Here is a 26,434-nt window from a genome sequence, read left to right as displayed (position 1 = left end):
TCTTCGGTTGGGATTCGACACGGATTTTCGATTACGTCTGCTCGGAGCGTAGACCTCTGATCGCTACCCTAACAGGGCGCCTATCAACCGGATGGTTGGGCCGTGCGCGACGGCGGCGCACCGCGGCGGCGACGTGCGGATACCGCGGGTGAACACACCGCGGCTCCTAAGCTGGCTGGTTATGACGGTGTCGCGGTTACGGCCCTATGCCACCACGATCTTCGCCGAGATGTCGGCGCTGGCCACGCGGATCGGCGCGGTCAACCTCGGCCAGGGTTTCCCCGACGAGGACGGGCCACCGGCCATGCTCGAGGCCGCGCGGGCGGCGATCGCCGACGGTGCCAACCAGTACCCGCCCGGCCCCGGCATCGCCGCCCTGCGGGAAGCCGTCGCCGGCCAGCGCAAGCGGCACTTCGGCATCGACTACGACCCGGACACCGAAGTCCTGGTGACGGTCGGGGCCACCGAGGCGATCGCGGCGGCGGTGTTCGGTCTGGTCGAGCCGGGCTCGGAGGTGCTGTTGGTCGAGCCCTTCTACGACTCCTACTCGCCGGTGGTCGCGATGGCCGGGGCGCGGCGGGTCAGTGTGCCGCTGGTTCCCGACGGCCGCGGATTCGCCTTGGACGTCGACCGGTTGCGCCGGGCCGTCACCCCGGCGACCCGGGCGCTGATCGTCAACTCACCGCACAACCCGACCGGCACGGTGTTCACCGAGTCCGAGCTGGCCGCGATCGCACGCATCGCGGTGGAGGCCGATCTGCTGGTCATCGCCGACGAGGTCTACGAGCACCTGGTCTTCGCCGGGCGGGCGCATCTGCCGCTGGCCGGCTTCGAGGGGATGGCGCAGCGCACCGTCACCATCTCCAGCGCCGCGAAGATGTTCAACTGCACCGGCTGGAAGATCGGCTGGGCCTGCGGGCCCGCGGAACTGCTGGCCGGGGTGCGAGCCGCCAAGCAGTATCTGAGCTATGTCGGCGGAGCACCGTTTCAGCCGGCGGTGGCGCTGGCGCTGAACACCGAGGACGCTTGGGTGGCGGGCCTGCGCGCAACGATGCAGGCCCGCCGGGACCGGCTCGCCGCCGGGTTGGCAGGGGTCGGCTTCGAGGTGCACGACAGTTTCGGCACCTATTTCCTGTGTGCCGATCCGCGTCCGCTGGGTTATGACGACAGCACGGCGTTCTGCGCCGACCTGCCGCACCGGGCCGGGGTTGCGGCCATCCCGCTGTCGGCGTTCTGCCTGCCTCCGGGCGAGGCGACCGCGCCTGACGTTTGGAATCACCTGGTGCGGTTCACCTTTGTCAAGCGTGAGGACACCCTCGACGAGGCGCTGCGGCGTTTGGAGGTGCTGCGCGAGGGGCCGGTCACGGCTCGGTAGGCGCCCGGGTGCCCATCACCTGCTGCCGCAACCCCTCGGTGGCGGTGTCCAATACCAGCTTGCTGGCGCGCCGGACCAGGAACGCCGGGATCGGCCCGGACGGCTCGACGGTGATGTCGAAGCGCACCCGGGTGGTGTCCGGGCCCTCCTTGGTGAGGGTGTACTCGACGTGCTGGGCGCGCTGCTGGGTCGTCGCCTTGGCGTCCCAGACCACCCAGTCCGGGCCCCAGTGGTATTCCAGGATCTCCTTGTCCACCAATCCCAGAACCTTGACGGTGGCACGCACGTGGTGGGGGCGGCCGTCCTCGTAAGTGTCGAGGATCTCGACCCGCTTGTGCACCGGTGACCAGGACACCAGGTCGGCAACATTGGCGAGCGCGTCGAGAATCTTCTCCGGCGGCGCGTCAATCACAATTTCCCGCGATGCTCGAACAGCCACTACGTCGAGCCTAGCCCGGTAGCCGGCGCCGAGCGGGGTTTGGGGTGAAACCGAAGTCAGCGACCCTTTTTGACCTTGAGCACCTGCGTTCGCAGGCCGTCGGTGGCGGTCTTCATGCCGCCCTTGAGGGTGTTCTTGAGCAGGAAGCCCGGGATCGGGATCGACGGGTCGACCGCCATGTCGAAGCGGACCTTGGTCGCCTCACCCTGCGGGGTCAGGGTGTACTTGGCGTCCTGCGACTTGAGCTGGCCGGCCGACACCAGCGTCCAGCCGACGCTGTCGGCGGTCCAGCTGTATTCGACCACCTGCTCGTCGGTCAGACCGGCCGCCTTGATCCGCATCCGCACCCGGCGGGGCCGGCCATCGTCATGGGTGTCGAGCACCTCGGCGCTCTGGTACTGCGGCGACCAGGACGGCACGGACTCGACGTCGGCGAGGACGTCGAAGATCTCCTCCGGGCTGGCTTCGATGACCACTTCGCGGGAATCCTTGACTGCCATGGCTGGCACGATAGCCAGCCCCGCGGTGGTGCGCGGGGATTTGCGCCGTACCCGGATGTGTCTCGTCCGCCGAGCTGCGGTGGCACGATGGAAGTCATGCATGTGACCGCACGCGTCGCCGCGCCCCTGTTCGCCGCCACGGCTGTGCTGGCCGGCGCGCCCGCCGCCCACGCCGACGACGCCAGTTATCTGGCGAAGGTCAACGCCTCGCCGGTGGCGATCCCGATCGCCGATGACGTCAAGGTGACGTCGGGCCACTACGTCTGCGCCCTGTTGCGGATGTACGGGCACACCGGCACCTACCGCTCCGGGCTCTCGCCGGGCGACGTGGTGCGCCAGCTGACCAACACGTTCTATTACAGTCCCGAGGCCGCCGACGTCCAGATCGCCGCGGCGCAGTCCGAGCTCTGCCCGGAGACGTTGCGGCCCTGAGTGTTTGAGTACTAGCCGAGGCCGAACCCGGCACCCGGGCCGCCCTTGGCGTTGACGTCGTCGAGGATCTCCCTGAACGTCACGATCCCCGGGCCGGACTGGTCCAGCGGTGCGACCGGGACGGATCCGTCGCGGACCATGCCGACGAGCAGGTTGTCGATGGTGATCGGTGAGCCGTCGTCACCGGGTTGCCACCACTTTTCGCCGACGGAATCCAGGCCGGCGGGAACGACGTCGAAGCAATTGAGCCCGGACCCCCGGCCGAGTTTGCAGGCCTGTTTGGCCGCGACGGGTTCGGGCGCGGCAGGTTCCGGGCCCGCGGGTGCCGGCTCGGCGGGTTCCGGGCTCGCCGGGGCTGCTGGGTCGGCAGGTACCGGCTCGGCGGGTTCCGGGCTGGCGGGTTCCGGGCCGGCGGGTTCGGGCTCCGGTGGCCAGAGACCGAAGATCCCGAAGCCTTCGTAGTCGGCGATCGGCTTGACCTTGGCCGGCTCGAAGTCGATCACCGCATAGACGAGCGTGTCGTCGGCGGCCACGACCGTGCCGACGACCCCGCGCTCCTCGGCGCCTTCCGCGACCACCGGCGATCCGGGCCCGCCGCAGTGGGCCGAGGTGAAGCCGATCAGCCGGCCGGCGCTGTCGTGGCCAACGGCGGCCAGGGTGCACAGCGTGTCGTCGTTGAGCACGATCGCCGCGCCGCCGCCGAGCAGAATCTGGTCCCCTGCTGCGGCTGGGACCGGAACTCCGATCGACGCGATCAAGGCGGCGACGGCCACAACGATCGCTGCCGTCAGTGGGGAGGCACGGTGCACGGTGGCCCAGTCTAGGAGCCTGATCTGGCGGACCGCCCGCGACAGGCCGAGCACCCGGCTGGGGCGCCGACCGACGCCCCGCCCCCGGGTTCGGCCCCCGCGTCGGCCCGATCGCCCGCGCCGGGTTCCCGAGGTGGTTCCGTCAGGGAGCCGGAGGCGGTGTGGTGGTAGTCGTCGGCGGCGGCGACGCCGGCGCGTAGTCCTGCGGCAGCGGCGCATAGTCGCTCGGTGGAGGCATGTGATTGTGCATGGCGTAGCCACCGACGAAGCAATCACTGATCCCGATCACGCGCCCGATACCCACGCAGATGACCGCTTGTGCCTCCGGCGACTGGATGATCGAAACGGTTCCGAACGCGCCGAGCGCCGCCAGCACCGACAGCACGGCCACACTCCGAGACCACCATTTTCGGGACCGCTGTTCCTTCGGCGGACGCGACGCGCCGAGATTCTCGGTGTTTGCAGTCATGGCCACGCAGCATAGCCGTGTCACGCCGGATTGTCGGTGGCTTTTCCGTTTATGCAACCCGAAGTCCGTTGTTACGGATATGATCCGGTGTCGTTGATCCCGGGACAGGAAACCAGACAGAGTCGGACGCCGGCAGCGTAGAGCAAAGGAGCTCCATCTTGCGCTTCAACCGAATTGGAACTCACCGAATCATGGGAAGCGCCTTCGCCGGCGCTTTGGCCGCAGCGATGCTGTGCGGCTCGGCCGGCACGGCGGCGGCGGCGCCCGCAGGCTGCACGGCCGCCGATCTGGCCAGGGTCTCGGCCAGCGTCGCGACGGAGACCGAGACCTATCTGACCGCCCACTCGGATGTCAACGAGTTCTTCACCAGCCTGAAAACCATGCCGGCCGAACAGGTTCAGTCGTCGGTGGAGTCGTACATGGACAGCCACCCGCAGGTGCACGATGACCTCAAGAAGATCCGGCAGCCGCGGAATGATCTGCAAAAGCGCTGCAACTGGTCCTCCGACGAACTACCGGACTAAGCGGGACACCGGCGTCGCAGTACGTCTCGGCGGGGAACCGGCCGAGATCGCTCTTTTTTCTTGTCACACAGCGGTTTTGGCGGCTACCCCTGGCTTGTTCGACTCCGATGCCCTCGAAGCCATCTCGGCCTGCGACGGGCTGGAGTCGGCATTTCACGGAATCGGCATCCCAAAGCACAAGGCTCGGTACGGGTCGGCAGTGTGGCCTCCACACCGAGTGACACTCGGCTTCCTCTGCCAGTCGCTGAACGGCATGGCGCTGCGGATTGAGCACCGATTTCCTGGCCATCGCTGACGAAGTCGACCGGGACGCACAGCCTGTACACCTCCAAAATCGACAGCGGCGTCGATGCGCTCCACTTCGCGCCGTCCGGGCGGCAACCACCCGTCGAATACGAGGCCCACCACCATGCATGCCACCGCGGCCAGCTGACGGGAGCCAAACCCGATGCCTGCCGGTCATGTCGAGCCTGACCGGATCGTGTTGGCGGTGGCCGACGGTGCCGGCACCTCGGGTGCGGCGCGGCAGGTGGGTGTTTCGCGACCGACGGTGATCAAGTGGCGGGATCGGTTCGCCGGGTTGGGGCTGCCCGGGCTTGCCGATGAGCCGCGAAGTGGCCGGCCCAAGACCGTCGATGATGCCGCGATCGCGTCAAGTGATCTTGAACGCCGAGGCGAAAACCGCCTCTGAAGTGGCCAGGGCCGGGATCGAACCGGCGACCTTCCGCTTTTCAGGCGGACGCTCGTACCAACTGAGCTACCTGGCCGGAAGGCACGTATGCCTCGCCGTATAAAGCGACCCTGACGGGACTTGAACCCGCGACCTCCGCCGTGACAGGGCGGCGCGCTAACCAACTGCGCCACAGGGCCTTGCTCTTCGCTCCGCGTCTCCGCGATACGAGTACCCCCTACGGGATTCGAACCCGCGCTACCGCCTTGAAAGGGCGGCGTCCTAGGCCGCTAGACGAAGGGGGCCAGAACCGAATCTCTCCGGGGACTCGCAACGTGGTCACGTTGGGAGCTTCGCTAGCTTAGGGCACGGTGGGTCCTTTCCTCAAACGCGGCCCCCATCGGCAACGGTCGGCAAGGCAGTATTCTGTTCCGGCACGGCCCCTATAGCTCAGTTGGTAGAGCTACGGACTTTTAATCCGCAGGTCGTAGGTTCGAGTCCTACTGGGGGCACCCATCAACGTCCGGTGGCGGGCGGTACTGCTGTCTCGCCACCCCGACTGGCTGTGACGCTTTTCATACCTCCGCGCCGGGCAACACGGCGCTCAGGTAGGTCAGATCGCCGAACGCCACCGCCAGGGCGTCATCGCCGTACTCTAGGCCGGCCTCGGTGTAGAGGTCGCGGACTTCGCGGCCCGACACCGTCCAGCCGGCTTGGGTCAGGTAGTCGACGACGTGGTTGCGTTCGCCGTGGTAGATCAGCTCGCCGATCTCTACCTCGCACCCGACGGACTGCAGCTTCTCGCGGTGCTCGCGCCATTCCGGGCCGGCGAACACCGTGGTGTCCTGGATGAACTCACAAGCCAGCCGGCTGCCCGGCGCGCTCAGCGCGGTGATGGTGTCGAACAGGGTGTCCTGGGCCTCTGGCTGCAGGTAGACGAGCAGCCCTTCGGCGCTCCACACCGTCGGCGCCTGCGGGTCGAACCCGGCGGCCTTGAGCGCGGCCGGCCAGTCGTCGCGCAGGTCGACGGCGACGGTGCGGCGCTGCGCGGTCGGCTCGGCGCCCAGCTCAGCCAGGGTATTGCTCTTGAAGTCGATCACCGCGGGCAGGTCGACCTCGTAGACCACGGTGCCGGCCGGCCAATCCAGCCGGTAGGCACGTGAGTCCAGGCCGGCGGCGAGGATGACCGCCTGGCGGATTCCACTCTGCGTCCCTGCCAGGAAATGCTGGTCGAAGAACCGGGTCCGGATCCCCATGCCGTGCCCCATCCGGACCGGGTCGAAGTCGTCGCCTTCGGGCAGCGCGACGTCCCCGTCGATCAGCCGGGTGAAGAAGTCGATGCCGACGGCGCGCACCAGCGGCGCCGCGAACGGGTCGTTGATCAGCTTGTCGGGCCCGGCGGTGGCCAGCGCGCGCTGCGCCGCCACCATGGTCGCGGTCGCCCCCACACTGCTGGCCAGGTCCCAGCTGTCACTGTCCGTACGCGTCATCGCCGTGCCTTCCGAATTCTCAACCGACAAACTATCTAGATAGGCTACCGAATGTTGTCGTGCTGGTGCACCACGGCGCCGGCGACGATGGTCGCCGTGACCAGACCGGCGGCCAGCGCGGCCGGATCACCGTCGAGCACGCACAGGTCACCGGGCTCGCCGGGGCTGACGGTGCGCGGTGTCGCGGGCCGGTCGGGCCGGCCGGTGAACATGGCCAGCGCGGCGCGAGCCGTGACCCGCTCGGCCGGACCCAGCACGGTGCCGCCAGGGGTGGTCCGGTGCACCGCGGCCCGCATGGCCGCCCAGGGGTCGCCGGCGCCGAAGGGGGTGTCGGTGGAGAGCGCCACCGCAATACCGTTGTCCCGCAACGACGCCAGCCGCCACAGCTCGTGGTGCCGACCGGGTTCGATCTCGGCCAGATAGTCGTCGCCGCGTTCGGCGATGAAGTTGGGCTGGGTGACCACGGTGACGCCGAGCGCAGCGAGGTCGGCCAGTCGGTCGTCGGGCACCACCGCGGCGTGCTCGATCCGATCGTCGCGGTGGATCCCCGCGGACTGCCATGCCCCGATCGCCACGGTGAGCTGGACATCGGTGACGCAGTGCAGCGCCACACCGTGATCGCGTCCGTGGTTGTCCCACAACGCTTCAGCTAAGGAATCGAGGTCCAGCCGGGCGTCGTCGAGGATGATCTTGGCCGGCCCGAGGGTGATGCCGGGCGCCGGGGCCGTTGCGGCCGGCGCCATGCAGTGCAGCCGCTGCAACAGCTCCCCGCTGCGGCGCGCGGCGGCGAACGCGGCGATGTCGGCGTCGGTGTGGCCCGGGGTGGCGTCGGTGATCCCGGTGACGCCGCGTGCGGCCAGCTGCCGGCTCAGTCGCCGCAGCGACGGCTCCCGGCGCGGAAGCTCCGGCGCCGGGTCGCCGTGGGCCCGCAGCAACCTGCCGTCGGGATGATCGGCCCGCCCGATGCGGGCCAGGCCGGCCGAGTTGAGTACCCACAGCGCGCCGCTGCGATGCGCCACCCGCACCGGCACCTCGGGCGAGAGCCGGTCTAGCAGTGCGGCGTTGAGTTCTCCGGCCACCGATTCGTGGTAGCCGTAGCCGCGCACCCAGCCGTCGCGATCCGCCGTCGCCACCCGCAGCGCAGCGGCCAGCTCGTCGAGCGTGTTCACCTGCGGTGGGCCCAGGTACACCGAGTCCAGCGCGGCGGCCGCCGACCGCAGGTGCAGGTGGTGATCGTGCAGCCCGGGGATCACGGTGGCGCGACGCGCGTCCAGCACGTCTTCGCCGCGGCGGGCCGTCAGCTCCGGCGCGACCTGTTCGATGGTGTCGCCGAGCCGGATGTCGACCATCGAGCCGTCGAGCAGCACCGCCCGCTGGATCAGCACCGCGATGCCGCATTCACGAGTTCGCCGGCCCGGGCGTTGTCGGCTCCCAGCCGCGGGCCGGTGCCCGCGATATGCGGGCGGGCCGGCGGCGACACCGGGTAGTCGCCGACGGGATGCAGCGGCAGTGCGGCGTAGCGTGCGGCGACGGCGGCCAGCGACAGCGTGATCACCTCACCGCCGCCGCCGGCCAGCGAGTCGAGCACCGCGACGGCGGCTTCGATACCGGTCAGCGGGTCGGCGATGGCGTCGCCGCAGAACACCGGATCCGCCGCCCCGTCGCGGCCCACCAACCCGCCCGCCACCGCCGTGTCGTCGCCGAACCCCGGCGGTTCAGCGAGGCTCGACGAAGGAGAGGCGAAGCTGGGACCGCCGTATGAACCGGGGGCCTCGCCGCCGTGCGCGGTGATCTGCAGCCACACCCGCCCCGGCCGGCCCGCTACGTCGAACGGGCCGAGACCGCGGCGGGCCAGCGCCGCCGGACGGGAGCCCTCCAGCACGACATCGGCGGCATCCAGCAACCGGGCGAGGAAGGCGGTGTCACGATCGAAATCTGCTGTGCAGGACAGTTTTCCGCTGTTCATCCAGTCGAAGAAGGCCTTCGGGCCCCGCCGCGTGCCGTCCGGGCGGGACGGGTTTTCCACCTTGATGACGGTGGCCCCGGCCTGCGTCAACAGCTGCCCGCACAGCGGGCCGGCCCACAGTGAGGTCAGGTCGACGACCAGGGCGCCGTGCGCGTCACGGGCCGGACCGCGAGGCCCGGCCCGGCGGATCGACGGTGTCGCGGCGGCGCTCTCCCCCAGTGCGGCGGCGGGCAGATCGAGCAACCGCGCCCGCTCGACGACCTCGGCCACCGGTCGCTGCGACGCCCACCCGGCAACAGCTGTCCACGGCTCCGGGCAGTCGGCTTCGATGAGGGCGGGTACGGCGTCGACGTCGTCGGCGCGCGACAACGTGATCGCCCACCAGCCGTCGGCGGCGGCCAACAGCCGCGAGGCGCCCCCGGCCGAGACGCGCCCGGCGCGGCTGAAGCCCAGCAGGCCGGCACGGCCGGCCAGCAGCGTCGCGGCGTCGGCGTCGACACCGGTGGCGGTGGTGAAGCGGCCCAGCACCTGGGTGGCGTGCTGCAGCACCGCGGCGCGGGAGAAATCCGGCGGGCCGTCGGGCTGCCCGGTCAGCCAGGCCAGTCCCGACGCACCCCAGGCCGCCCCGCCCATCAGGGGCTCCCGACCTCGTCGACGAGCCCCCACCGCAGCGCGGTCGACGCGTCGATGGTGCGCCCCGACAGGATCAGATAGCCGGTGCGCCACCGTCCGATGCGGCGGGTGATGCTGACGGTGCCTCCGGCACCCGGAATCAGCCCGAGGTTGAGCTCGGGCAGGCCCAGCACCGCCTCGGGGTGTGCGCGCACCCGGCCGCAGAAGGCCGCCATCTCCAGTCCGCTGCCCAGCACCTGGCCGTGCACGTCGGCGCGGCAGCGCGCGCCGAGCCGGGCGGTCAGCGCGTCCAGCGCCAGCGCCGGGCTGTGGCGGGTGCGGGCCAGGTGGGCGCTGGCCACATCGGTGAAGCCGCCGAACTCGGCCAGATCGCCGCCGCTGCAGAAGGAGCGGCCGGCCCCCGACAGCACCACCTCGTCGATCGAGGTGTCGGCTGCGGCCACGGCCAGGCCGTCGAGCAGCGCGGCCCGCATCGCATTGCTGAAGGCGTTGTGGCGCTGCGGCCGGTTGAACCGCAGTAGCAGCGTGTCGCCGTCCCGGTCGATCAGCACCGGCTCGCTGGTGTCGGGCACGGTGGCCGGGCCGCGCTCGGCCAGCCAGCCGGCGAACTCCGGGCCGGCCTGCAGCACCGAGTAGGCCAGTGATTCGGTGATCACTCCGGCTCGTGCCGGCGCGTTCGGGTCCACTGCGCGCAGCACGTCGTCGCAGATCGCGGCCGCATGCGGCCGGCGCCGGCACTGATCGGCGATGTCGGCGAGTGCCTCGGTCACCGATCCGACGGTGATGATCCGGCGATCCGTGGCCTCGGCCTCCGAGAGGGTGAAGGTGGCGCGCTGCAACCAGTGTTCGGCGTGCGCGGTGTCGAAGCGGCTACCCGTCGCGATGATGATCCCGGCGCCGGGCTCGGCGTCGGGGTTGCCATCGAGGTCGACCACGCTGATCATGACGCACGTCAGCGTACCGATGGCGGTCCCCGGACCGACTCCTGCCGTAGCGCGACTACCACAAAATGATAATGTCGTTCTCATCCACGACGGATTACGGGGAGCCGAGCGGTGAGCATTTCATTGTTGCTGGAAATGGCGGTGTCGGCCGACCCAGACCGGGTCGCGGTCGTCTCGGAGACCACCCGCTACACCACCGCCGAACTCAATGCCCTCGCCGACGCCGGCGCCGGGGTGATCAACGAGACCGGCGCGAGCAGCGTGGCCTACATCGGGATGGGCGGCGACATGCTGCCGCTGCTGTTGTTCTCCGCGGCGCGGGCCGGGCGGCCCTTCGCCCCGCTCAACTACCGGCTCAGCGGCCCGGCGCTGCGCGAGCTGATCGGCCGGCTGCCGCAACCGCTGGTCGTCGTCGACAAGGAATACCTCGACCTGGTCGGCGATGCCGGCGGTTCAGCAAGGCTCGACGAAGGAGAGGCAAAGCTGGGACCGCCGCATAAACCCGGCGACATCGGGATCGGCCCGATCGATTCGGCCACCTTCTGCGCCCGGGCGCGCACCACCACCCCGGAGGTGCAGTGGCCGGACCCCGACGACGTCGCGGTCGTGCTGTTCACCTCGGGTACCACCTCGGCGCCCAAAGCCGTTGAGCTGACCCACAACAACCTGACCAGTTACATCACTCAGACCGTCGAGTTCGGTTCGGCGGGCCCCGAGGACGCGGCGCTGATCTGCGTGCCGCCCTACCACATCGCCGGTGTCGGAGCGGCGCTGAGCAACCTCTACGCCGGACGCAAGTCGGTCTATCTGCGTCGCTTCAGCCCCGCCGAGTGGATCCGGCTGGTCAAAGATGAGGCGGTGACCACCGCCACCGTCGTCCCGACGATGCTGGAGCGCATCGTGTCGGAACTGGAAGCCCACCCGGCTCCACTGCCGACGCTGCGCAACCTGGCCTACGGTGGCTCCAAGGTTGCGCTGCCGTTGGTGCGCCGGGCGCTGGACCTGCTGCCCGACGTCGGCTTCGTCAACGCCTACGGCCTGACCGAGACCAGTTCGACGGTCGCGGTGCTCACCCCCGACGACCACCGCACGGCGTACGCGGCCACCGACGAAGCCGTCCGCAAGCGGCTGGGGTCGGTCGGCCGCCCGGTCCCGGGCATCGAGGTGGTCATCCGCGACGACGAGGGCCGGCCGGTTGCGGCCGGAGAGCCCGGCGAGTTGTTCCTCCGGGGCGAGCAGGTCTCCGGCACCTACACCGGCATGGGGTCGGTGCTCGACGCCGACGGCTGGTTCCCGACCCGTGATCTCGCCGTGCTGGACGATGAGGGATACCTGTACATTGTCGGCCGCTCCGACGACACCATCATCCGCGGCGGCGAGAACATCGCGCCCGCCGAGATCGAGGACGTGCTGGTCGAGCACCCGCAGGTCCGTGAGGTCGCCGTGGTCGGCGCCCCGGATCCGGAGTGGGGCCAGATCATCGTCGCGTGCGTGGTTGCGGCGCCCGGTGCGTCACCGGAGCCGGAGGCGCTGCGCGAGTATGTTCGAGAGCAGCTGCGAGGATCGCGCACCCCGGATCGGATCGTCTTCCGCTCGGAGCTGCCGACCACCCCGACCGGCAAGGTGCTGCGCCGGGAACTCCTCGACGACCTGTAAGCCGCGAAGTAGTCCACCTCGTTTTCCAAGCCGAAGGAACGCAATGATCAAGTCCGGTACCCGTCTGAAGAGCCAGGTGTGCGACACCCAGGTCATCGTGGTGAAGACCGCCGACAGCCTCGATGACCTGCGCGCCGGTGGGGCCCCGATGGTGCCCCTGGAGGACAGCGCCTCGCCGGAGGCGACCCTGGATCCCGACTTCGCCGGCGGCGCGGTGATGGGCAAGCGCTACGTCGACGACGCCGGCGCCGAGGTCTTGGTGACCAAGGCCGGCGCCGGTGCCCTGAGCGTCGGCACCGTGCCGTTGGCCCTCAAGGAAGCCAAGCCGCTGCCGGCCAGCGACTGACCGCGGGCGGTCAGGCCCGCTCGCGCACCGGCCGGTAGAACACCAGCAGTTGGCCGATGCCACCGGCGAGCCCGAGCCCGGCCGCGATCAGCAGCCCGGTCCACCCGTCGCACCAGTTCTGCCCGAACAGCAGGTGGTCCAGGCTGAGCGGCCCGGCGCCGAGCATGGCGATGCCGACCGCGACGGCGGCCAGTACCAGGTTGTACTCCCAGCCGCTCTTGACGATGAAGAAGCCGTTGTCGCGGTGTACTGTCCAGGCCGCCACCAGCATCAGGGCGACGAAGCCCGCCGCAGGAATCGGCGTGAGCAGGCCGGCGGCCAGGCCCAGCCCGGCGGCGATCTCGGTTCCGGCGGCCACCCGGGCGTGGAAGAGACCGGGCCGCATACCGATGCTGTCGAACCACCGTGCGGTGCCGGGGATCCGGCCCCCGGAGAAGATCTTGTTGTAGCCGTGCGCGGCCATGGTCAGGCCCAGGCAGAGCCGCACGATCAACAGTCCCACGCCGTAAGCGGTCATCGAATGGGTTCTCCTTCTGCTCGATCTTCTTGGTCCTCTTGCTGATCCGCCACGCGCATCAGGTGCGCCAGCCGGCCGACGAAAACCGGCGGGTAGACGCCGACCCCGGCCCGGGTGACCCACTCGGCGGCGAACTCAGGTTGGCTGATCCACTGCCCGGCGCCGGCCTCGCCCACTTCCTCAGCGGCCTCCTGCAGCATGAACACCTCGCGAGGATTGTCAAAGGCCTGGAATATCAAGACCTTCCGGATGCCGGCCGCAGCGAAGGCGTCCGCGGTGTCGTGGACATGGTCGATGAGCGCCTCGGCGTCGACGACTTCGGCCACCGCCGCGACGACCACGCCCGGCGGTTCGGCCGGCGGTTCAGTCAGGCTCGAACTGTCGGCCAGCTCGATGCGCTCCGCCAGCGAACCGGCGAAGACGGCGGGGATGTCGTCGACGCCGACCGCGTCGAACCAGGCCATGAACGCCTCGTCGCGGAGCAGATCGGTGACCGGCTGCGCGGCGCGGATCGACATCAGTGCCAGCACCCGGCCGGGATCGACCGACGAGGTGTAGACCAGCACGTGGCTGGCGCCCAGGTGAGCCAGGCTGTCGCGGTGGCGCTGCAACAGCGGCCAGACCCTGGCCGGATCCGGAACCCGATAATCGGTCACCAGCACCAGGGAACGCGACAGCGGCACGTTCTCGGTCAATGTGCGATCGCGCCGCTCAACTCGCCGGGCTCAAGTCTGCCGCGACCGACGCACACGCCGGCCCGCAGCGGAACATCTCGACGTGACCGGATCCGGCAACGCCTTTCGGGTCGATGCCCGCCGCTCGCAGCGCCTGGGCCTTGAACGCACGGGCTGCCGCGCTGAGCCGGTGCTGGCGGGTGTCGACGTCGCGATCCAACTCGGCCGGCACGTCGCCCCACAGCGTCACCTCGGTGCTGCTGTGTTCCAGCGCGTCGAGCACGCCCTGGCGCACGCGTGCGTGGCCGTCGAACATCTCGGCGCAGACGGCGATGGTCTGCGGGTGCGGCCACTGCTCCCAGTGGGTGAGCACCGACGCCAGGTCCAGCACCCGGGCGCCGAGGATCTGCAGCGGGCGGGTGTCGGTGCCCTCGAAGGCATCGAGCATCATCACGCTGACGTCCCAGCCCGCCGTCGCGCGGTCGTAGAGCCAGCCGCCCGCCGCCGTGACGATGTCGACGACACTGTGGCCGACGATGTCGAACCGGTACCGCATGTCGGGGTCGGGGGTCATTGCAGGACGTCCTTTTCCAGTGGAGCGAAGTCGCGGGCCAGTGTTTCCGTGTAGGCCGTGAACACCTCGGCCAGCGGTATCGAGGGATCCAGTAGCCATGACATCTCCATTCCGTTGATAAAGGCGAGAATCTCTGCGGCCTTGATGGCCGGGTCGAAATCCGTGCGGTAGCGGCCGGAGTCCTGGCCGCAGCGGATCAGGTCGGCGACGATGGCGACCGCGGCGTGGTAGCGCTTGAGCATCCGATCGTGCAGCGGCGCCTCGGGCAGCACGTTCTCGGCGAGCAGCACGGTGAAGGTTCCGACCAACTCGGGTGCCCGGGTGAATCGGTCGGCTACCCGTTGGATCTCCTCGATGAGGTCGCCGCTGCGGTCGGCGTGCGTGTCGTCGTCGGCGTCGCGGGCGTCGAGCACCGCGTGCAGCAGCTGTTCCTTGGACGCGAAGTGGTGCAGCAGGCCCGCCGCGCTGACCCCGGCGTTGCGGGCGATCTGCGCCAGCGAGGTGTTGCGCCAGCCGTTGCGGGCCAGCAGGTGCTCGGCTGCCAACAGAATCCGCTGCCTGCGGTCCTCGCCTTTGGCGAGCAGTGTGGCGTACGGCCGGGGTGAGGTCACCGGTCTCCTTCGATCAACCAACCAAGTGAACACACAGTAGGTTGGTTTGCGCGCTGTGACAAGGGTCTCATCGAAGAATCTTTGGTTACGGACTCACAACCGCGGCGCGAGACCGTCTCAGAGCCCCAGCGACTTGGCGATGATCATCTTCATCACCTCGCTGGTCCCGGCATAGATCCGGGCCACCCGCGCGTCGGTGTAGAGCCGCGCGATCGGGTATTCCATCATGTAGCCGTAGCCGCCGAACAACTGCAGGCAGCGATCGATGACCCGGGCCTGCATCTCGGTGCAGAACAGTTTCACCCGAGCGGCGTCGGCGCCCGAAAGCTTGCCATCGACGTGCTCGATGACCGCCCTATCGAGCATGCATTGAGCGGCCTCGATCTCGGTGGAGACCGCGGCCAGTTCGAACTTGGTGTTCTGGAACGACGCGACCGGTGAGCCGAACACGTTCCGGTTCTTCACATAATCGATAGTGGCGGCCAGCGCCGAACGGGACTGCGCCACCGAGCCGACCGCCACGGTGAGTCGTTCCTGGGCCAGGTTGTGGCCCAGGTAGCTGAAGGCCTCGCCGTCGGCCCCCAGCCGGTTGGCCATCGGAACCCGCACATCGGTGAAGGACAATTCGGCGGTGTCCTGGACCTTGCAGCCCATCTTGTCCAGTTCGCGGCCTCGGGCGAAGCCGGGCATGCCGTCCTCGACCACCAGCAGCGTCAGCCCGGCGCGGCGGTTGTCGGGGTCGGTGGCGGTGCGGGCCACCACGATCACCAGATCCGCCTGAATGCCGCCGGTGATGAACGTCTTCGCCCCGTTGAGGATGTAGTCGTCGCCGTCGCGCACCGCGGTGGTGCGCATCCCGGCCAGATCCGATCCGGTGCCCGGCTCGGTCATCGCGATCGCCGTCAGCAGCGTGCCGGCGGCCAGCCCGGGAAACCAGCGCGCCCGCTGCTCGTCGTTGGCGTAGTGCAGGAAGTACGGCAGGATCACCTCGAGTTGGGTGCGCACCGTGGACAGTGTGACCAGCGCGCGGGCCGCCTCCTCCTGCAGCACCACGTTGTAGCGGTAGTCGTCGATGCCCGCGCCGCCGTACTCCTCGGGGATCGCCATGCCGAGCATCCCCAGCGAGCCCAGCTGCTCGAAGACCGCGCGCGGCATCCGGCCGGCCTTCTCCCAGTTGGGGTATTCGGGCACCACGTGCTTCTCGACGAAGTCACGGGCCAGCGCCCGGAACGCCTCGTGGTCTTCGGTGAACAGCACGCGCTGCATGACGGTGTCTCCTTAGCCGATCCGGCCGGCCTAGCCGACGAGTTCGACGATCGTGGCGTTGGCGGTCCCGCCGCCCTCGCACATGGTCTGCAGTCCGTACCGAATTCCGTTGTCGCGCATGTGGTTGATCATCCGGATCATCAGCACCGCGCCGGAAGCGCCGAGCGGATGGCCCAGTGCGATCGCCCCGCCCACCGGGTTGAGCAGCTCCTCGTCGGCGCCGGTCTCGGCCAACCACGCCAGCGGCACCGGGGCGAACGCCTCGTTGACCTCGAACACACCGATGTCGGCTATGTGCAGCCCCGCGCGTTTGAGCACCTTCTCGGTGGCCGGAATGGGCCCGGTGAGCATCAGCACCGGGTCGGCGCCGGTGACCGCGCCGGCGGTATAGCGCACCAGCGGGGTCAGCCCGCGCCGGGCGGCCTCGTCCTCGCTCATCACCAACAGTGCTGCGGCGCCGTCGGATATCTGCGAGGAGTTGCCGGCGTGGATCATTCCGTCGTCCCGAAAGGCCGGCTTGAGTCCGGCCAGCTTCTCGGCGGTGGTGCCGCGGCGGATGCCCTCGTCGGCGTCCACCACCCCACCTTCGGTGACGACCGGGACGATCTGGTCGCGAAACGCCCCGGCATCCTGCGCGGCGGCGGCCCGCTCATGCGAGCGCGCCGAGTACTCGTCGACCCTGGTGCGGTCGAAACCCCATTTCTCACAAATCATCTCGGCGCCGATGCCCTGGTTGAACTGGAAGCCGTCATAGCGCGCCAGAGCTTTGGGGCCGTAGGGCTCCCCGGTGGCCCGGGCCGCACCGAGCGGGACCCGGCTCATGACCTCGACACCGCCGGCAACGACGACGTCCTGCTGCCCCGACATCACCGCCTGTACCGCGAAGTCCAGCGCCTGCTGACTGGAGCCGCACGCCCGGTTGACCGTGGTGCCCGGGATGGCCTCGGGCCAGCCCGCGGCCAGCACCGCGTACCGGCCGATGTTGGAGGACTGGTCGCCGACCTGCGACACACAACCCCACACCACGTCGTCGACGACTCCCGGGTCGACCCCGGTTCGCTGCATCAGCTCGTTGAGCACGATCGCGGACAGGTCCGCGGCATGCGTGCCGGCCAGGCCGCCGTTGCGTTTGCCGACCGGGGTGCGCACCGCCCCCACGATCACCGTTGGTCGCATCTCTACTCCGATCTCACTTGGCAGGCCATCCGCCGCTGAAGCGTGGTGTCCGCTTCTCGGCGAAGGCCGCATAGGCTTCCGCGGCGTCGGTTCCCGCGAAATTGACTAACTGGGCTCGGGATTCGTTGGCCAGTGCCTCGGGCAGGGTAGCGTCGGCGCCCTGATTGAGCAGCGCCTTGGTCTGCGCCAGCGCCCGCGGCGGGCCGGCGGCCAGCCGGTCGGCGAGATCGTCGACGAACCCGTCGATCTCACCGGCGCCGATCACCCACGTCACCAGGTTCAGCGCCTGGGCTTCGGTGGCGTCGATGGTCTCGGCCAGCAGCGCCAACCGCTTGGCCTGCTGCAGGCCGACGATCTTGGGCAATAGCCACGAACCGGCCAGGTCGATCGACAGACCCCGCTTCGAGAAGATCTGGCAGAACGTCGATTCCGGTGTGGCGACCACCAGATCGCAGCCCAGCGCCAGGTTCCAGCCCGCCCCGACCGCCACCCCGGTCACCTTGGCGATGGTCGGGATCGTCAGCTCGTGCAGCGCCAGCGCGACGTCGGTGAGCCGCTGCAGCTTGTGCACCGGGTGGGTGTCGTCACCGGTGCCGATGTCCGCGCCCGAACAGAACGCGCCGCCCGCGCCGGTGATGACCAGGGCGCGCAAGTCGCGGTCGTCGGCGGCATCGCGCAGCGCATCGCGCAGCGCCCGCCACAGCTGCGGGTTGATCGCGTTCTTGCGGGCGGGCCGGTTCAGGATGAGGGTCCGCACCCCGTCGCGATCGGTGCGCAGCAGCACGTCGGTGTCGGGTGTCATCAGCTGCCAGCCTGCCCGATCGCCCGCTGGCCGCGCAGCTCGGCGATCTCGGTGTCGGTGAAACCCAGTTCGCCCAGCACCGCCTCGGTGTGCTCGCCGAGGGCCGGCACCGGCCCCATCGGCGGCTCGAAGCCGGCGATCACCGGCGGCGGCAGCAACGACGGGATCGGCCCGGCCGGGGTGTCGATCGAGCGCCACCGGTCGCGCTCGGACAGCTGCGGGTGTGCCAGCACATCGCCGGCGGTGTTGTAGCGGGCGTTGCCGATTCCGGCGGCATCGGCTGCGTGCTGGATCTTGGCCAGGTCGTGGCGGGCGCACCACTGGCCGATCGCCTCGTCCAGGATCGCCCGGTTCGCCACCCGGTCGGCGTTGCCGGCGAAGCGCGGGTCGTCGGCCAGGTCGTCGCGGCCCAGCAGCTCGCGGGCCAGCCGCTGCCACTCCCGGTCGTTGGTGGTGCCCAGCACCACGGTGTGCCCGTCGGCGGTCGCATACGCGCCGTAGGGTGCCACGGCCGGTGAGCTCATGCCCAGCGGCTGCTGCTCGATGCCGGAGTGCCGCGCATAGGTCAGGTGATAGCCCATCATCTCGGCCATGGTGTCGAACAGGCTGACGGTCACCGACGGCGCCGGCTCATCGCTGCCCGCACCCTTGCGACCGATCAGCAGCGCCATGATCGACAGCGCCGAGTACAGGCCGCTGGTCACGTCCGCCACCGGCGGCCCGGGCTTGGCCGGCTCCCCCGGCCGGCCGGTCACCGAACACACCCCGGACTCGGCCTGCACCAGCAGGTCGTAGGCCCGCTTGTGCGACAGCGGTCCGCCGCTGCCGTAGCCGTCGATCTCCACGGCGATCACGTTCGGGTGCCGGGTTGCCATGTCCGTTGCCGACAGCCCCAGCCGCGCGGTGGCGCCCGGTGCGAGATTGGAGACCAGCACGTCGGCGGTGTCCAGTAGCCGGTGCAGCACCTCGCGTCCCGCCTCGCTTTTGAGATCCAGGGTGACCGACTGTTTGCCGCGGTTGACCCAGACGAAGTGTGCCGCCTGGCCTCCGGGACCACCGACCACGTCGTCGTAGTAGCGGGCGAAGTCGCCGCCGTCGGGGTTCTCCACCTTGATCACCCGCGCACCGAAGTCGGCCAGCGCGCGGGTGCACATCGGGGCGGACACCGCCTGCTCCAGGGCCACCACCGTGACACCGGCCAGCGGTGCGGTCATCAGTAGCTCCTCGGCATCCCGAGCACGTGCGAGCCGAGGAAGTTCAGGATCATCTCCTGGCTGACCGGGGCGATCTTCATCAACCGGGACTCCCGGAAGAACCGGGAGATGTTGTACTCCTCCGAGTAGCCCATCCCGCCGTGGGTCTGCAAAGCGCGGTCGGCCGCCGCGAAACCGGCGTCGGCACACAGATATTTGGCCATGTTGGCTTCACGACCGCAGGACTTGCCGTTGTCGTAGAGCCAGGTGGCCTTGCGCAGGATCAACTCGGCGGCGTCCAGGCGGGCCAGCGAGTCGGCGAGCGGGAACTGGATGCCCTGGTTCATGCCGATCGGCCGGTCGAACACCACGCGCTCGTTGGCGTACTTGACCGCGCGGTCCAGCGCGACCCGGCCGATGCCGAGCGCCTCGGCGGCGATCAGCATGCGCTCCGGGTTGAGCCCGTGCAGGATGTAGGAGAAGCCCTTGCCCTCTTCGCCGATCCGGTGTTCGGCCGGTACCCGCAGGTCGTCGATGAAGACCTCGTTGGAGGACACCGCATTTCGGCCCATCTTGGGGATCGGCCGGATGTCGGTGTGGTCGCGGTCGATATCGGTGAGGAACAGCGTGAGGCCCTCGGTGGGTTTGCCCCCTCGCTTTTCCACGTCGTCGCGGGACTCGGTGCGGGTCAGCAGCAGGATCTTCTCGGACTCGATGGCCTTGGAGATCCACACCTTGCGGCCGTTGACCACATAATCGCTGCCGTCCCGCTTGGCGAACGTGGTGATACGTGACGTATCGAGTCCCGCGGTCGGTTCGGTGACGCCGAAGCACACGTGCAGATCGCCGCTGACGATGCGCGGCAGGGTTTCGGCCTTCATCTCATCGGAGCCGAACACCACCACCGGCTGCATCCCGAAGATCGACATGTGGATGGCGCTGGCGGCGTTCATGCCACCGCCGGAACGCGCCACTTCCTCGGCCAGGATGGTGGCCTCGGTGATACCCAGTCCGTGGCCGCCGTACGCCTCGGGGATGGTCATGCCCAGCCAGCCGCCGCCGGCGATGGCGTCGTAGAACTCCTGCGGGAATTCGTGCGCCTGGTCCTTGCTCATCCAGTAGTGGTCGTCGAACTTGGACGCCAGCTCGGCGACCGACTGCCGGATCAGCTGCTGGTCCTCGGTCAGCTCGAAGCTCATTCCTTCGGGCATGGTCTCCTCCAGCTCGTCGCTGCACTCAGGGATATGCGTTAGCCGGAAATGAGAATAACATTCTCACTCATTGGGTTCCTTCGGCGTACCAGGTGCGGAACTCGGCGTAATTGGGCATCTCCTCCGAGTTGGCCTTGGGGTCGATGCACACGTGGATGACCGCGGTCCCGCCCGCCGCGTAGGCCCGCTTGATCGCCGGCCCGATCTCCGTCTCGTCTTGCACGTACTCGCCGTGGCAGCCCATGCCCTCGGCGATCTTGTCGAACCGGACGTCCTTGCTCCAGTGCACCCCCGGCTGCGGCGAGGGCTGGTCGAACGTGCGCTTGTACACCCCGACTTCCAGGCCCCACTGGTGGTCCACCCCGACCACGCAGACCAGCGGCAGCTTCAGCCGGGCGGCGGTCTCCAGCTCGGCGATGTGGAACAGGAACGCCGAGTCGCTAGTCAGCAGCATCACCGGCCGCTTGCCGCCCTCGGCGACCGAGGCGCCCACCGCGTACGGCAGGCCGGTGCCCAGGTGGCCGAAGTTCTGGTTCCACATCACGTCGTGCGGTTTGGCCTGTGAATAGGTCCACTGGAAGATGACGGTGGCGCCGCCGTCGCGCACCATGATGCCGTCGGCGGGGAACGCTTTGGTGGCCTCGACCACGTAGCGTGCCGGGTGCACCGGGCTGCGCCCGGTCGGTGCGGTCTCGGCCAGCTCGGCGAGCTGCTCGGCGTCCTGTTTGATCCAGCGGTCCAGCTCGGCCGGCGCGGTGCGCGGGGTCTGCTTGAGTGCCGCCACGAGTTGGGGTACCACGCCACGCAGATCGCCCACCAGCGGCACGTCGATGGGCCGGTTCACCCCGATCGCCATCGGGTCCTGCTCGACGTAGATCCATTTGCGCTCGGCGTTCTTGGCCGCCCAGTGCCGGGTGGTGCCGTAGTGCACCGGCTCGCCCAGTTCGGTGCCCAGCGCCACACAGACGTCGGAGGCCACCACCGCCTCGACCGCCGATTGGGAGAACCCGTAGGGGAAGGTGCGGTCTTCCAGACCGGGGATGAACGCGGTGCCGCCGGAGGTCTGGATCACCGGGCACGCCATCAGTTCGGCGAGCTCGCGCACCGCCGCCGCGCTGCGCGAGGTGTGTACCCCGTGCCCCACCAGCAGCACCGGATTCGCCGCGTTGCGGATGATCTCGGCTGCTTCGGCGACCTCGGCCGCCCCGGCCCGCTGGTTGACCAGCCGGTAGCGGTGCGGCTCCGGCGGGCCGGCGACATCGAGCTCATCGAGGATCACGTGCGACGGGTATTCGATATAGGCCGGGCCCGGCGTGCCCGACAGGGCCCGCCGGATCGCCTCGTGCACGATCTCATCGGTCTGGTCGGCGTACTCGATCGACGCACTGTACTTCACCGACGGCGCGAAAAGCTCTTCCTGGCGGACGAATTGGATACGCCCGCGCCGCACTCGCCGCTCGGTGATGCGGGCCCGCTGCCCGCCCAGGAACACCACCGGGGAGTTCTCCACCTTGGCGCACATCATCGCCCCGGCGATGTTGGCCACGCCGGGCCCCAGGGTGCCGATGCACAGTCCGGGCGCCCCGGTCATCCGCGACGCCGCCTCGGCCATGAACCCGGCGCTCTCCTCGTGGTGCGGCGCCACCACCGACCAACCGCGCTGTTCGGCCTCGACGAACATGTGCACGAAGTTGGGGTCGGGGATGCCGAACAGCGTGTTGACGCCCTCGGCCTCGAACAACTCCAGGATCCGGCGATATACGGGCACACCCACAGTCGAAACTCCTTGCTTGACTTGTTAATACCGTTGAGCGAGATGTCGGCGGTGCGCTGCCGGTGACCCGAACAGCGACCGGTTGAACACGGCGCGTTTCAGATAGACGTGGATGCCGCTCTCCCACGTGTAGCCGATCCCGCCGTGCAGCTGCAGCGCCTTGCCGACGACCTCGACCGCGCCGCCGCAGGCATACGACTTCGCCATGGCCACCGCGACATCGGCCTCGGAGCCATCGAAGCCGGTGGTGGCCACCGCGTCGACAGCCTCGCGCACCAGGGCGCGGGCCACCGAGACCGTCACCAGCATGTCCGCGCATGCGTGCTTGACGGCCTGGAAGGAGCCGATGGGACGGCCGAACTGGTGGCGGGTCTGCGCATACGACACGGTGGCGGCCAGCATGGCCTCGGCCAAACCGAGGCTGTCGCAGGCCACCGCGACGGCCGCCCGGTTTCGCACCGAGCGGGGGTTCCCGGTGAACCGCAACGGCTCGGCCACCCGCACGCCCTCGGCGATCACGGCGGCGACCCGGCGAGTCTGGTCGAGCACCGGCTGCGCAGTGACGGCGAGCAGGTCGGTGGCCACGGCGACCTCGGCGCCGGTGTGGTCGGTGGCCAGCACCAGCAGCAAATCGGCGCCGTCGGCGTCGGGAACGAAGTCGGCACGTCCGGACAGTCGCCCGTCGGCGGCCAGGGTGAAGCCACCCATCACGGTGGCGACCCGTGTCGTGCCGGCGGTGACATCGGTCAGCAATCGGTCACGAACCGCACTGTGCTGCAGCGTGTTCAGCACGCCCACCGTGAGCACCGCGCTACCGAGGTAGTCGGCGGCGACGGCGGCCCTTCCCAGTTCTTCGCAGACCACGGCGACCTCGGCGAACGTCGCACCGGCCCCGCCGAAGGCCTCGGGAACCTCCAGTCCGACCCAGCCGACGTCGGCAATGGTGGGCCAGTCGACGGCGCGGCCGCGGCCCAGCACATCGGCGGCGACGGCCCGAAGGTCGTCGTGCAGTTCGGCGAAATCGGTTGTGGTCACGGCAGGCTCGGTTCTCGCGGCAAGCCCAGGCCGCGTTCGCCGATGATGGTGCGCTGGATCTCGCTGGAGCCGCCGGGGATGGTCCACTCCCAGGAGCCGATGAAATCGAGCACCCAGGAACCCGACTCCCAGCCGCTGGACAGGGGTTTGGTCAGTGCGGTGTGCGCGGCCAAACCGCCGATCTCGGCGCCGAAGTCGGTCAGCCGCTGCAATAGCTCGCTGTAGTAGAGCTTCACGATCGAGGCGTCGGCGGGTCCGGCCGTGCCGGCCTCGACGTCGGCCACCAGCTGTCGGCACATCGCCCGCAGGCCGGTGATCTCGGTTTCCAACTGCGCCAACTTGTCGGCCACCACCGGGTCGTCGCTCGGCGCGGCCTGCACCAGCCAGCGAAAGCCCGCGCAGCCCAGCCGCTCGGCCAATTCGAGCATGGTCATGCCGCGTTCGGCGCCCAGCGTCGCCTGCGCCACCTGCCAGCCGGTGTTCTCGGCCCCGATCAGGTTCGCCGCCGGGATCACCACGTCGTCGAGGAAGATCTCGCAGAAGTGCTGATCGCCGACGGCGTTGCGGATCGGGCGCACCTGCACTCCGGGGGTGGCCATGTCGAGCAGGAAGTAGGAGATCCCTTTACGTTTGGGGGCCTCCGGGTCGGTGCGGGCCAGCAGCAGGCACCACTGGGCGTGACTGGCGCCGCTGGCCCACAGCTTCTGGCCATTGACCAGGTAGCCGTCCCCCACCCGGCGCGCGGTGGTGCGCAGCGACGCCAAATCGGAGCCGGCCTCGGGCTCGGAGAACCCCTGCACCCAGATCTCGCCGTCGAGGATGCCCGGCAGGTGCCGGCGGCGCTGCTCCTCGGTGCCCGCTGCCAGCAGGGTGGCCGCCGCGTGGTGGATGCCGACGAATGCCAGCACCAGCCGCGGCGCGTCGTGGGCGGCCAGCTCCTGGTACAGCACGGCCTGGTCGGCCACCGACATGCCGCCGCCCCATTCGCGCGGCCAGTGCGGCACGGCGAACCCGGCAGAGTGCAGCGTGGCGAACCAGCGGCGCTGGAAGTCGACGAACTCGGCCTCGCTGACCCCGGTCTGGGTGCGGCGCCAGTCCGCCGGGATGTTGTCGGCGCACCACTGGCGTACCCGGGCGCGGAAGTCGGCAGGTTGATACGGCGGCTCCAGCTTCGCCTCTCCGGCGTCGAACCTCGCTGAACCGCCGGAGCCCGTCGTCATGCGTAGAGTCCCGTCAGCCCGGTGCGGCCGGCGCGCTCGACCAGCAGCTGGCGGGTGGCCGAGAGCCCCCACGGCAGCCGGCGCAGCGGCTGGCTGTAACGCGACAGCCAGGACAGTGCCGTCTCGTCGCAGAACCCGACGGCGCCGTGCAGTTGGTGACAGACCCGGAACACCACGTCGGCGGCTTCCAGCGCCGCCGAGCGCAGCGCCAGCGCGTCGTCGACCGCTTCGGGACGTGCGGTCGCGATGCTCCACAGCGCGTACTTGGCCAGCATGTCCAGCCCGGCGCGTTCCACTTCGGCATCGGTCAGCTGGAACTGCACGCCCTGGAACTTCGCCAGCGGCTGGCCGAACTGTTCACGCAGCCGCACATGGTCTTTCGTGAGGTCCAGCGCCCGGTCCAGCATCCCCAGCAACGTCCAGCATCCCAGCGCCAGCGCCAGTGCCACGTCATCGGCGCCCTCGGTGTCGATCTCGGTCAGCGTCAGCTCGGCGACCAACCCCGGTCCGGCGGCCGGGTGCGCCACCGCCGTGCTGCGCACCCCGGCCGCCGTGACCGCGGCCCACCGCTTCGACAGCCCGGCCACCGCCCCGGCCGGCGCGTGGTCGGCGACCACGATCAGGCCGTGGACATCGAGGTCGTCGAGATCGGCGGGCACCGAAAGACATTCGGCCACCGGGTAGGGCAGCGCCCAGTAACCGGCGCTGCGGCACAACGCCGCGGCGGCTTCGAGCTCGTCGGCGTCGGCACGGGGCTTGAGGTCGAAGGCGCCGAGTCCACGCAGCACCGGGGAGACCAGCTCGTCGCGCACTGCCGGGTCGGCGTCGGCGCGCACCACCAGCTCGTCGCCGCCGGCCGCGTCGAACGCCCGCAGTGCCGCCCGCCCGTATTCTTCGGCGTCCGCGCCGAGTTCCAGGATCATCGCGGCCCCGCCAACAGCGCGCGGGAGAGCAGAATGCGCTGCATCTCGATGCTGCCCGACGAGACGGTGGCGGCCTGCGAATAGCGCCAGTGGTCGTCGACCTCGGCGCGGAACCACTGCCCCCGCGGTCCCGCCGGGGCTTCGGCGGCGATCTCCATCAGCACCTCCGCGCTCTCCTGGTCCAGCCGGGTGACCGCGATCCGGTAGGCGGCCGCGTCCCCCGGCGTGATCCGCCCGCTGGCCTGCAGCGCAACCACCCGGTAGGCCATCAGCCGGGCGCGCCGGCAGTGCGTGAGCATCCGCATCCACCGCGCCGTCAATTCGGCGGGCAACCTCTCCCAGCGGTCGCCGAGTGCGTCGGGCGCTGCGGCCAGCAGTCGTTCGCAGCGCGCGTAGCGGGCGATGCCCACGCGTTCGTAGGACATCACGTCGGCCACGATCGACCAGCCCGCGTCGACGTCGCCCAGCACGTCGGCGTCGGTCACCCGCAGGTCGTCGAAGAACACCTCGTTGAGATGGTGCGGGCCCATCATGGTGCGGATCGGCCGGACCTGGATCGCCGGGTTGTCCATCGGCACCAGGAACACCGTCAGGCCCTGCTGTTTCTTGGTGACCGATCCTTCACCGATGCGGGTGGTGCGGGCCAGCAGGAAACACCATTGCGCCATGGTCGCGTAGGAGGTCCAGATCTTCTGGCCGTTGATCACCCAGCCAGCAGAGCCATCCCGGCGGGCGTGGGTACGCAGCGACGCCAGGTCCGAGCCGGCTTCGGGCTCGGAGAACCCCTGGCACCAGATCACCTCGCCGGCGGCGATCGGCGGCAGATGCCGGCGCTGCTGTTCGGGGGTGCCGTGCCGCATGATTATCGGCCCGACCCAGTTGACCCCCATGTACTGCGCCCCGCGGGGTTCGTGGTGGGCCCACATCTCCTCGCGGACCACGGTCTGCTCCCACACCGAGGCGTCCGCTCCGCCGAACTGCTGCGGCCAGGACAGGCACAGCAGGTCGCGCTCGGCGAGCACCCGGCAGAACCGTTGCGCCGCAGCCAGATCGGCTGGATCATCGGTGAACGCGCCCGGGAAGTGCTCCGGCAGCTCTTGTTCGATCAGCTCGCGCAGCTGCCCTCGCAGCGCGCCGGCGCGTGCCCCCATGTCGAAGTCGAGACTCATGCGCCACACCTCAGCATCGCTCCGCAAGCTCCGCGC

At 69.6% G+C, this 26,434-nt stretch carries 27 protein-coding genes, 4 tRNA genes and 1 pseudogene; 7 read left to right on the top strand and 25 right to left on the bottom strand.

What is annotated here, in order from left to right; all coding sequences use genetic code 11:
• The first annotated feature begins 181 nt into the window (after positions 1-181).
• Complete coding sequence (locus BST10_RS07255; RefSeq protein ID WP_083037247.1) at positions 182-1,375, top strand: pyridoxal phosphate-dependent aminotransferase; 1,194 nt, start codon at positions 182-184, stop codon at positions 1,373-1,375.
• Here the strand turns inward: BST10_RS07255 and BST10_RS07250 are convergent.
• Together BST10_RS07250 and BST10_RS07245 are read right to left on the bottom strand one after the other, a co-directional pair.
• Positions 1,362-1,814, bottom strand: coding sequence for an SRPBCC family protein (locus tag BST10_RS07250; RefSeq protein ID WP_041317152.1), 453 nt, complete (start codon positions 1,812-1,814; stop codon positions 1,362-1,364). The two genes, BST10_RS07255 and BST10_RS07250, sit on opposite strands and share 14 nt — an antisense overlap.
• A 56-nt stretch (positions 1,815-1,870) precedes the next feature.
• Positions 1,871-2,314 (bottom strand): SRPBCC family protein, encoded by a 444-nt coding sequence (locus BST10_RS07245; RefSeq protein WP_083037246.1) that lies wholly within the window; start codon positions 2,312-2,314, stop codon positions 1,871-1,873.
• Positions 2,315-2,410: 96 nt separating this feature from the next.
• Here BST10_RS07245 and BST10_RS07240 point away from each other — a divergent pair, with 96 nt between their 5' ends.
• Positions 2,411-2,746, top strand: coding sequence for a DUF732 domain-containing protein (locus BST10_RS07240; RefSeq protein WP_242665663.1), 336 nt, complete (start codon positions 2,411-2,413; stop codon positions 2,744-2,746).
• Positions 2,747-2,757: 11 nt separating this feature from the next.
• Here the strand turns inward: BST10_RS07240 and BST10_RS07235 are convergent, their stop codons facing one another.
• A complete protein-coding gene (locus BST10_RS07235; RefSeq protein WP_133054410.1) occupies positions 2,758-3,555 on the bottom strand; it encodes a chymotrypsin family serine protease in 798 nt (265 codons plus the stop codon).
• Between the two features lie 142 nt (positions 3,556-3,697).
• The gene (locus BST10_RS07230; RefSeq protein WP_041317142.1) at positions 3,698-3,946 is read right to left on the bottom strand and encodes a hypothetical protein; all 249 of its coding nucleotides are present in this window, start codon (positions 3,944-3,946) and stop codon (positions 3,698-3,700) included.
• Positions 3,947-4,215: 269 nt separating this feature from the next.
• Between BST10_RS07230 and BST10_RS07225 the strand changes: the two genes are divergently transcribed.
• A complete protein-coding gene (locus tag BST10_RS07225; RefSeq protein ID WP_083037243.1) occupies positions 4,216-4,548 on the top strand; it encodes a heme-binding protein in 333 nt (110 codons plus the stop codon).
• 448 nt (positions 4,549-4,996) lie between these two features.
• Positions 4,997-5,215 (top strand): annotated as a pseudogene (locus tag BST10_RS07220) (helix-turn-helix domain-containing protein); the annotation flags it as partial.
• A gap of 26 nt (positions 5,216-5,241) precedes the next feature.
• Here the strand turns inward: BST10_RS07220 and BST10_RS07215 are convergent.
• The 3 genes from BST10_RS07215 to BST10_RS07205 form a co-directional block, all read right to left on the bottom strand.
• A tRNA-Phe gene (locus tag BST10_RS07215) sits at positions 5,242-5,315 on the bottom strand.
• Positions 5,316-5,344: 29 nt separating this feature from the next.
• Positions 5,345-5,418 (bottom strand) — tRNA-Asp (locus BST10_RS07210).
• Between the two features lie 32 nt (positions 5,419-5,450).
• Positions 5,451-5,523, bottom strand: a tRNA-Glu gene (locus BST10_RS07205).
• 134 nt (positions 5,524-5,657) lie between these two features.
• On the opposite strand from BST10_RS07205, the gene BST10_RS07200 reads away from it, so the two are divergent.
• Positions 5,658-5,730, top strand: a tRNA-Lys gene (locus tag BST10_RS07200).
• Positions 5,731-5,793: 63 nt separating this feature from the next.
• Here the strand turns inward: BST10_RS07200 and BST10_RS07195 are convergent.
• Genes BST10_RS07195 through BST10_RS07180 form a run of 4 tightly spaced genes read right to left on the bottom strand, consistent with a single transcriptional unit; the run spans position 5,794 to position 10,251 of the window.
• A complete protein-coding gene (locus tag BST10_RS07195; RefSeq protein ID WP_013827691.1) occupies positions 5,794-6,708 on the bottom strand; it encodes a class I SAM-dependent methyltransferase in 915 nt (304 codons plus the stop codon).
• A 44-nt stretch (positions 6,709-6,752) separates the two neighbouring features.
• Entirely contained in the window at positions 6,753-8,093 is a 1,341-nt protein-coding gene (locus BST10_RS07190) for an amidohydrolase family protein (protein WP_083037242.1), read from the bottom strand.
• Entirely contained in the window at positions 8,087-9,307 is a 1,221-nt protein-coding gene (locus BST10_RS07185; protein WP_083037241.1) for a CoA transferase, read from the bottom strand. The genes BST10_RS07190 and BST10_RS07185 overlap by 7 nt, the downstream gene beginning before the upstream one ends.
• On the bottom strand, positions 9,307-10,251 hold the full coding sequence (locus tag BST10_RS07180) for an enoyl-CoA hydratase/isomerase family protein (RefSeq protein WP_083037240.1): 945 nt from the start codon (positions 10,249-10,251) through the stop codon (positions 9,307-9,309). Before BST10_RS07180 ends, BST10_RS07185 begins: the two co-directional genes overlap by 1 nt.
• A gap of 111 nt (positions 10,252-10,362) precedes the next feature.
• Here BST10_RS07180 and BST10_RS07175 point away from each other — a divergent pair, with 111 nt between their 5' ends.
• Together BST10_RS07175 and BST10_RS07170 are read left to right on the top strand one after the other, a co-directional pair.
• Positions 10,363-11,907, top strand: a complete 1,545-nt coding sequence (locus tag BST10_RS07175; protein ID WP_083037239.1) for a class I adenylate-forming enzyme family protein — start codon at positions 10,363-10,365, stop codon at positions 11,905-11,907.
• Between the two features lie 43 nt (positions 11,908-11,950).
• A complete protein-coding gene (locus BST10_RS07170; RefSeq protein ID WP_083037238.1) occupies positions 11,951-12,253 on the top strand; it encodes a hypothetical protein in 303 nt (100 codons plus the stop codon).
• Positions 12,254-12,263: 10 nt separating this feature from the next.
• On the opposite strand, the gene BST10_RS07165 is transcribed toward BST10_RS07170, so the two are convergent.
• The 14 genes from BST10_RS07165 to BST10_RS07100 all read right to left on the bottom strand — a co-directional run bounded on the left by BST10_RS07165 (position 12,264) and on the right by BST10_RS07100 (position 26,398).
• Positions 12,264-12,770, bottom strand: coding sequence for a DoxX family protein (locus BST10_RS07165; RefSeq protein ID WP_013827685.1), 507 nt, complete (start codon positions 12,768-12,770; stop codon positions 12,264-12,266).
• The gene (locus BST10_RS07160; protein ID WP_083037237.1) at positions 12,767-13,465 is read right to left on the bottom strand and encodes a fatty-acid--CoA ligase; all 699 of its coding nucleotides are present in this window, start codon (positions 13,463-13,465) and stop codon (positions 12,767-12,769) included. The genes BST10_RS07165 and BST10_RS07160 overlap by 4 nt, the downstream gene beginning before the upstream one ends.
• Before the next feature lie 16 nt (positions 13,466-13,481).
• On the bottom strand, positions 13,482-14,018 hold the full coding sequence (locus tag BST10_RS07155; RefSeq protein WP_013827683.1) for a hypothetical protein: 537 nt from the start codon (positions 14,016-14,018) through the stop codon (positions 13,482-13,484).
• Positions 14,015-14,629, bottom strand: coding sequence for a TetR/AcrR family transcriptional regulator (locus BST10_RS07150; protein WP_083037236.1), 615 nt, complete (start codon positions 14,627-14,629; stop codon positions 14,015-14,017). The genes BST10_RS07155 and BST10_RS07150 overlap by 4 nt, the downstream gene beginning before the upstream one ends.
• Before the next feature lie 117 nt (positions 14,630-14,746).
• Positions 14,747-15,895 carry an acyl-CoA dehydrogenase family protein gene (locus tag BST10_RS07145; protein ID WP_083037235.1) on the bottom strand — a complete coding sequence of 383 codons (1,149 nt, stop codon included), beginning with the start codon at positions 15,893-15,895 and terminating at the stop codon, positions 14,747-14,749.
• A 30-nt stretch (positions 15,896-15,925) separates the two neighbouring features.
• Positions 15,926-17,071: a thiolase family protein gene (locus BST10_RS07140; protein ID WP_083037234.1), complete on the bottom strand. Its 1,146-nt coding sequence runs from the start codon at positions 17,069-17,071 to the stop codon at positions 15,926-15,928.
• Positions 17,072-17,084: 13 nt separating this feature from the next.
• On the bottom strand, positions 17,085-17,873 hold the full coding sequence (locus BST10_RS07135) for an enoyl-CoA hydratase/isomerase family protein (protein WP_109559433.1): 789 nt from the start codon (positions 17,871-17,873) through the stop codon (positions 17,085-17,087).
• Positions 17,873-19,087: a CaiB/BaiF CoA transferase family protein gene (locus tag BST10_RS07130; RefSeq protein WP_083037233.1), complete on the bottom strand. Its 1,215-nt coding sequence runs from the start codon at positions 19,085-19,087 to the stop codon at positions 17,873-17,875. Before BST10_RS07130 ends, BST10_RS07135 begins: the two co-directional genes overlap by 1 nt.
• Complete coding sequence (locus tag BST10_RS07125; protein ID WP_205277455.1) at positions 19,087-20,265, bottom strand: acyl-CoA dehydrogenase family protein; 1,179 nt, start codon at positions 20,263-20,265, stop codon at positions 19,087-19,089. The genes BST10_RS07130 and BST10_RS07125 overlap by 1 nt, the downstream gene beginning before the upstream one ends.
• Before the next feature lie 79 nt (positions 20,266-20,344).
• A complete protein-coding gene (locus BST10_RS07120; protein ID WP_083037231.1) occupies positions 20,345-22,051 on the bottom strand; it encodes a thiamine pyrophosphate-binding protein in 1,707 nt (568 codons plus the stop codon).
• 24 nt (positions 22,052-22,075) lie between these two features.
• Positions 22,076-23,086 carry an acyl-CoA dehydrogenase family protein gene (locus tag BST10_RS07115; protein ID WP_083037230.1) on the bottom strand — a complete coding sequence of 337 codons (1,011 nt, stop codon included), beginning with the start codon at positions 23,084-23,086 and terminating at the stop codon, positions 22,076-22,078.
• A complete protein-coding gene (locus tag BST10_RS07110) occupies positions 23,083-24,306 on the bottom strand; it encodes an acyl-CoA dehydrogenase family protein (protein ID WP_232062529.1) in 1,224 nt (407 codons plus the stop codon). The genes BST10_RS07115 and BST10_RS07110 overlap by 4 nt, the downstream gene beginning before the upstream one ends.
• Positions 24,303-25,229: an acyl-CoA dehydrogenase family protein gene (locus tag BST10_RS07105; RefSeq protein WP_083037229.1), complete on the bottom strand. Its 927-nt coding sequence runs from the start codon at positions 25,227-25,229 to the stop codon at positions 24,303-24,305. Before BST10_RS07105 ends, BST10_RS07110 begins: the two co-directional genes overlap by 4 nt.
• Entirely contained in the window at positions 25,226-26,398 is a 1,173-nt protein-coding gene (locus tag BST10_RS07100) for an acyl-CoA dehydrogenase family protein (RefSeq protein ID WP_083037336.1), read from the bottom strand. The genes BST10_RS07105 and BST10_RS07100 overlap by 4 nt, the downstream gene beginning before the upstream one ends.
• Positions 26,399-26,434: the final 36 nt, after the last annotated feature.

Source organism: Mycolicibacter algericus DSM 45454 (assembly GCF_002086455.1).
Lineage (GTDB): Bacteria > Actinomycetota > Actinomycetes > Mycobacteriales > Mycobacteriaceae > Mycobacterium > Mycobacterium algericum.
This window is presented reverse-complemented; position numbering and strand designations above follow the sequence as displayed.